Annotated in this window: 7 protein-coding genes and 1 pseudogene; all 8 read right to left on the bottom strand. The window is 56.4% G+C overall.

The window, feature by feature from the left end:
• Nucleotides 1–233: pseudogene (locus tag HK26_RS11745) on the bottom strand (phage tail tube protein); the annotation flags it as partial.
• Nucleotides 234–307: 74 nt separating this feature from the next.
• Complete coding sequence (locus tag HK26_RS11750; protein WP_086639953.1) at nt 308–730, bottom strand: hypothetical protein; 423 nt, start codon at nt 728–730, stop codon at nt 308–310.
• Nucleotides 705–1058 carry a hypothetical protein gene (locus tag HK26_RS11755; RefSeq protein WP_086639954.1) on the bottom strand — a complete coding sequence of 118 codons (354 nt, stop codon included), beginning with the start codon at nt 1056–1058 and terminating at the stop codon, nt 705–707. The genes HK26_RS11750 and HK26_RS11755 overlap by 26 nt, the downstream gene beginning before the upstream one ends.
• Nucleotides 1055–1693 carry a phage head-tail connector protein gene (locus tag HK26_RS11760; protein WP_086639955.1) on the bottom strand — a complete coding sequence of 213 codons (639 nt, stop codon included), beginning with the start codon at nt 1691–1693 and terminating at the stop codon, nt 1055–1057. Before HK26_RS11760 ends, HK26_RS11755 begins: the two co-directional genes overlap by 4 nt.
• A gap of 9 nt (nt 1694–1702) precedes the next feature.
• On the bottom strand, nt 1703–2911 hold the full coding sequence (locus HK26_RS11765; protein WP_086639958.1) for a phage major capsid protein: 1209 nt from the start codon (nt 2909–2911) through the stop codon (nt 1703–1705).
• A gap of 63 nt (nt 2912–2974) precedes the next feature.
• Nucleotides 2975–4108 (bottom strand): HK97 family phage prohead protease, encoded by a 1134-nt coding sequence (locus HK26_RS11770; protein WP_143296357.1) that lies wholly within the window; start codon nt 4106–4108, stop codon nt 2975–2977.
• Nucleotides 4101–5438, bottom strand: coding sequence for a phage portal protein (locus tag HK26_RS11775; RefSeq protein ID WP_086639956.1), 1338 nt, complete (start codon nt 5436–5438; stop codon nt 4101–4103). Before HK26_RS11775 ends, HK26_RS11770 begins: the two co-directional genes overlap by 8 nt.
• Nucleotides 5435–5887: terminase TerL endonuclease subunit (locus HK26_RS11780; protein ID WP_257640995.1), on the bottom strand; the 453-nt coding region annotated here is incomplete at its 5' end. The genes HK26_RS11775 and HK26_RS11780, both read right to left, overlap by 4 nt.

Raw genomic sequence — 5887 nt, forward strand, 5'->3', positions numbered from 1 at the left:
CCGGATGCGGAAACCTGCGTCACTACGGTCTGGCTGGTCTCCGCCAGTTCGTTGATTTCATCCGGGGAGGACGTGGTTTCGGCCTTGGCCAGCGTTTCCGAGGTAAAGCGCAGATCCTGTGCGGCACCGTCCTGCGGAACCTTGTAGGCGCTTTCCATGATGTAGGTGATGACACCAGCGTTTGTCTGCTCGCCAGCAGCGTAGCCGGTTGTGGACCCTGTATAGGGCGGCATGGCTCACTCCATAAAAAAAGCCACCGCAAGGGTGGCTAAATGGTAGGTAATAGGAGGCAAATAGGAGGAACTTCCTATTTGCCTCCTATTTGATCAGGCAGGTTCTGAAACTCGTATGCAATGCCGAGCGAGAACCGATAGCGGGTACCGTCCGCGCTAAGGCTTGGCGGGTCAAAGTGCTGCTCGAAATAGGACAGACCGCTTGAGGGAGCGTTAGTGCGGAAGGCATTGGACATGCCGATGCGCGAGGCAAGGGCTGCTGGTGTGCCAGTGCCCTTGGCCACCATCAGGTGTAGCCAGATGGTGCCGGTTTCCGCATTGACCGGCTCGCCTGCCCCCATACGGTCGGACAGGCCCGTGTCCGTTTCCATGACCCAATAGGGTCCAGGCGGAACAGACGCTGCATCGCCTGACGGGTCCAGAACGAGCGTTCCATCCGCCTTTGCCGCCGCCGTGGCGCGCGTCCACGCATCAGACCAGACTGCCGGAGATGTCATTGGTTTCCCCTCCTGAAGAGATCAGGGTCCAGCCGCAGATGGTGCTGCCATCATAAATCGGCTGGGCATCTTTGAGAGCGTAGCGCCGGTCACCATCCATTAGGATGTCATTCGTGCGCGGAACGCCATAGGTTGAAGCGGCCAGCTCATCATTCGTGATCTGGGCCACAAATGGCGCAATCGCTGCCCCTGTATCCAGCGTGACAGCCTGCGGGGGAGGCGCATAGGCCATGACAGAGACCGAGGGCGCGCCAGTTGGACGCATGACCTGCATGGTGCGTCCCTTGGCGCGGATCTGGCGGCGGCGGCGGTCAGTTTTGTAACTCATCGCGGACCTTTCCTGCGGTATCGGATCAGCAGATCAGCAGAGCTTTGCGGCATGCCTCCAAGACCGGGCGCAGAACTGCTCCAGCTTGCGGATCCAACACCCTGTTCCGTTTCTGATTTCAGAAGCACATCGCGGCCCGTGCTGTTCCAAAGAGAGTTGGCAACCTGCCGCACAGCTCTCTGGATATCGGGAGGCACAGTTACGGGGTCACTTTGCCCAGGAGCGGTGTACCCTGCCGTGTAAGTGATGACGTATTTTCCGGGTGGCCAAAGCGTCATATTGCTATCGGGAGGATAAATCAGGCCTGCATCAGGGTCGATATTCAGGCTCTTTAACTGATCGGCAGACCAAAGCACTTCCGCAACAGACAAAGCCTTTATTGCAACAATGGGCCAACGACCCAGCACAAGGCTGGGGGGGCTCTGCCCTGGCGTAACCGTGATAAGGTCGCGCCAGTCTGCGCGCATGATGGCGCGGCCAATAAAAGCCAGAGCCATGCTGGATGCTTCCAGCAAGATCCCATTCAGCCTGCTATCCTGAGACGCATCGGTGATGGCCAGATCCGCCTTGAGATCATCCAATGTCGCCAACGGCACAAGAGCCGTTGGCGCACTGACTGGAATGGTCTGCCTCATGACCGCTCCTTACCCGCCAGTCGGGGCCGTAAACGTGCCTTTGATCAGGGCCTCTGGCCGGTAAACAGCCAGCGCCAGACGCTCTTCCGCACGAATGGTGACCATATTTTTCTGGAAATTATCACTATCTTCGGTGGAAATGGCGACAGCAGCCTCTTCACGATCAAAAATCTGAGCTGCATATTCCAGCGCGCCCGTCAGGAAGCTTCCCGCTGCCATGGACAGACTTTCCGCAACCGGCAGTCCCCAAAGAACGGGAGATGCTAGGCCCGTGGGGTTGGAGAATACATACCGGCTTTGAGCGTCTTTGGTCAGTTCAATACTGGCCCAATCAGTCGGGTTAAGGACATGACCAGTGGCAGGATATTCCGCCAGTGTTGCCTGAAGCATGGCAAGCCTGAGCGTGTCGATCATGGTTGCGCTCTCAACCGTAACACCTGCAGGCTTGGAGTAACCTGTAGCCTGCGCCATCAGGCCTTTAAGATTTACCCCTGTGCCGTCACCATTGAGGAGTTGCATATCCTCCTTGAGTTTCAGGCCATAAATAAGGCGACCATTGATGTAGGACTGGAGCATAGGCGCATCAGCCAGAACCTGCACGGAGGCCAGAACAAAATGGGCAATCGTACGTACCGGCAAGTTTTCCAGATCAAACGTGATGTCTGACTTTGGCTTGGCTGCCGCAGGATTTTCTGCAACTTCGGCAGCATTGTTTGTGAAGCCGGTTTCCTTCACATAATCAATGGCATTGGATGCTGTTGTTCCTGGCATGAGAAGATCACGCACAACAAGCTTACGTTGAGCGGGGGTAATGATGCCCGTTACACGGTCGGCCGCGACCAGCCCAGACCCGGACGTGCCGGCCACGGCTGAGGTGATATTTTTCAATTCAACACGGGTCCGTCCCGTCCATGCGCCATTTTCCTTGAGGATGGACTTCACCTCGTCAGAATCAATGACCTGCTGGCCGACACTTTTGCATTCATTGCCCTGCTGGACGCCGCTACCGACGCGCGAAAATTTCTGCTCGAGTTCGGTGACGCGCGCTGCAACGCCATTCATTTCTGACAGCGCCTTGTCAGCGGATGCTTTTGTTTCATCCGTGACCTTACCGAGGTTCTTCAGCTCGGTTTCTGTTTTTTCAGCAAACTGCTTGACCTGATCGGTTGCTGCGGTGAGCTGCTGCACGGCGGCTTTATATTCATTTTCAACAGACATGGTTTTTCCCATAAAAAAAGCCGCCTCAAAGGGCGGCTGTGGGTGAAAGAAGTATGGCTTACGTCAGACCAGACGAAAACCAGCAAGACCGGCGGGCAGGAGGCCTGACTGGACAGCCTGCTCCGCACCAGAAAGGGTCTGAGTGCCCGTAACGGCTGCGCTAAGGGCGGCCAGGGCAGACTTCATTTCAGAATGCAGAGGTGGAAGAGATTTCTTCCCAGAAAGCATATCCTGCATGGCGCTGATCTGGGCTGTTTGGGTACTGATTATCCCACGTGCCAGGTCCAGAACCTGTGGCGTTTTCCCGTGCTGGATTTCTGCCTGCGCCATGGCGACAGCCCCCTGATGATGCGGGATCATCATGGACAGGAAATCATGGTCAGGATCACCATTCACGGGCGCATCAGACATGCCTTTTGTCATTGTCGCCATAGCCTGCTCCATGGCCTTGGAAAAATCAGACTTGGTTGCGTTGCTCTGCATGGCCATTTTCAGACCATCTGGCATACGCGTCCCGGTCAGCGCTTCATATGCATCTTGCAGGTGCGTCAGAAGCTGCTGCCGTTCCTCTGCCGTGGGGGCATCGTTCCCCTGAAGTGACTTCTGGTATATCCCCAAGGCTGCTTCCAGCGCCTGCATGGCAACCGTTGTCTGGATGGTGGATTTGAACTCACCTCCCATGCGGCGCTTGAGGTCTGTGACGCGCGCAAGAGCGTTGCTAGGGTCATCGACCAGACTGACTTCATGCAGATTTGCCTGCTTGATCTGGCGACGCGGCCCCTTCGGATCAGCCATTTTAACTGATCCATCCTTGGGAATGCTGAACCCTATGGACAGGCCACCCAGCGCGCCGTCCTTAACACGTTCGTATAGGAGGCGGCCCGCATCTGTGTTGGTGCCAGATATTTTACCTTTGACGTGCAGCCCTTTGCTATCTTCTGAGACAACATTCCACACACCAGCCGGAACACCATCGCCGCCAAAAAAACCATGCATGACATGCATCGGCAGAACCCGACCCTGCGCCTTTCGTTCTGCAATGGACTGAGTAAAGGCACCTGGCAGAATGACATCCCCATGGGAGTCTGTATTGCCGAAAACAGCGCCATAACCTTCCACATGCCCACTTTCGGCATCGGTACCTGCTGCTGCCTTGCACTCAAACGGCACGGCGCAGACTTCCAGACCGTCAATCATTCTCAGGGTTTCCTATCGTTCCACCCGGCTGCGCTGGTGAAGCAGGAGCTGAGCCGGGCAGGGGTTGCACATTTGGCAGAACAGCCGCTTTTCCTACATCAGCAAGCGGGATGAATTGCGCCTGAACGGTTAGGATGTCTCCACCAGGTAATGGCGGGTCACCTTCCTTTGCCCGGATCTCGTTGCGCGTCTTTATACCGTTCTGAACCTGTGATGCTTCGAGTTGCGCGCGGCCCTGACTATCGGCCCGTAATAGTGCGTCCACATTATGCTGCGCAAAATAGACATCCTTTTCTGCAGGTTGGAGCAGGCAGCGGGTAATGGCCTGCTCTATACGCACAAGCCATGGCTGGAGCGTATAGGTCAGGAACCAGAGGTTCATCTGTTCAAGACCTGAACCCCATGCCGTGGATTTTTCCATGCGCCCGATCATGACCGGAGCAACGCCAAACCAGCGGCATAGTGTTTCCACATTGAAGCCTCGGGTTTGGAGGAGCTGCATGTCCTCAGGCTTCATGCCGATGGTTTCAACCGACCATCCGCCTTCAAGCAGGGGAGTTTTCCCGGCATTTACTGCGCCGGAATAGTCGCGGAGGATCTGTTTGACGCGCTCTTCCTGTTCCTCCGGCACCCAATCAGGGCTCTTGATGTATGTCTGGCTCATCAGCCCATTGGCAAACATGCGTCCAGCAGCCTCTTCTGCCGCCATGGCGCTCCCCATCTGCTGCCGTCCTGCGCTGATTGGGGAAACTCCCATCATGCCATCTGTGCAGTATCCTTTGATGTGGAAAATACTGTCTTCTGTAAGGGTAAGCGTCTGCCCCTGATAAACGTATGTATAGATCAGCATGCCTGTGCTGCTGTCGCGCTGCACTGTCATGCGGTCTGGCCGGAGCGGGTTAAGAGCCAGAACCCGGCGCGGGCCAGAGCCATCACTCCAGATCACTTGAGCAAATGCATTGCCCCAAAGCATCAGGCAGGCCACCATGGCGGACCAGAACTCCATGGCCGTCATGTCCGCATTGGGGGAACTATAGAGGATGCGGTAGAGCGGGTGATTGCGCGCCAGTATGGAGGAACTGCCATCACCCTGCCGCACGTAAAGTTTTAGCGGCATTGCTCCTATCGTATCAGAAATCAGGCGCGTGCAGGCCCACACCGTGTCGAGTTGCATAGCGCTGTCCACGGAGACCATTTTCCCGCTGTGGGTTGGACCACCCGCCAGAAAAGTCCCTAAGCGCATGTCCAGCAGGTTGACCCCCGTGATGGTCATGCTCATGGCGTTTACCGCCTTGAACATCCATCCGCGGAACCTCTTTTTAAGGGTCATGCTGAGAGCAATCCTCTACGCAGGAAGCCCGCCATAGTTGGCTTGGCCTGTGGGTTTTTAGACATGAGCACCACCGCATTCAGCAGCGCCATAAGCGGGTCAATTTTAAGGTTTCCAGCGGCCTGCTTGGTTATGATGATGGCATTTCCACGCGCTTCCACCTTGGCGTTGCTTACCGCCCACGCCATGATCGGCTGCCCGCAATGCACGAGAGAGCCGTCTGCCAGCTTGCGCTCTGCTGTCTTGATAGCACCGGAGAGCGTCCAGCCCTGAGCAACACCGACAACACGCGGTCCGTCTATTCCTCGCTCAGCAAGAGCGTCCACAATGCCGCCAACGCCCTGTGGATCGAGACCAACCATAACCAGCTTGCCAGTCTTGCTGACTGTCTGGAGCGTGTTCGCCAGATGCTCAATATCGGCGCATGGGTCTTTCATGACCCACAGGTC

It is taken from the genome of Acetobacter okinawensis, from assembly GCF_002153655.1.
Taxonomy (GTDB): Bacteria; Pseudomonadota; Alphaproteobacteria; order Acetobacterales; family Acetobacteraceae; genus Acetobacter; species Acetobacter okinawensis_A.